This window comes from Streptomyces zingiberis (assembly GCF_012034935.1).
GTDB lineage: Bacteria > Actinomycetota > Actinomycetes > Streptomycetales > Streptomycetaceae > Streptomyces > Streptomyces zingiberis.
In genome coordinates this window covers 1-506 of the sequence record NZ_JAATEN010000064.1, presented here as the reverse complement: position 1 = coordinate 506, position 506 = coordinate 1, and the positions used below count along the sequence as shown (strand labels likewise).

The 506-nt window shown below is 72.3% G+C and carries 1 protein-coding gene; it reads right to left on the bottom strand.

Annotated features, from left to right (window positions below; genetic code table 11):
* Positions 1-506, bottom strand: a 506-nt coding sequence (locus tag HCK00_RS26705) for an AMP-binding protein (protein WP_168104616.1), incomplete at both ends; no start/stop codon positions are given.

Sequence of the window (506 nt, the reverse complement as noted above, 5' to 3'; positions counted from 1 at the left end):
CCCTCCGTCCACCGCACCAGATCACCCGTGCGATACATCCGCTCCCCCGGAACAAACGGAGAGGCCACGAACCGCTCCGCCGTCAACCCCGGCTGCCCCAGATAACCCCGCGCCAGGCCGGCGCCGGCGAGATACAACTCCCCGTCCACCCCCGGCGGAACCGGCTGCAAGAACACATCCAGCACATACACCCGCCGCCCCGGCAACGGACCACCGATCGGCAACACACCGTCCAACCGCTCACCGGGGGACAGCGTGTGCCAGGTGGCGCACAGCGTGCCCTCCGTCGGCCCGTACAGGTGCCGGACGGTCACCTGGGGGCAGGCTCCCCGGACCCGGGCCACCGCGTCCACCGGCACCACGTCCCCGCCGGTCAGCACCTCACGCAGCCCGGCGAAGCACTCCGGGGACTCCCCCGCGAGCACCCGGAAGGATCCCGCGGTCAGATGGGCCGCCGTCAGTCCGTCCTCGGTGACACCCCTGCGCAGCCGCGCCGCGTCAACGAC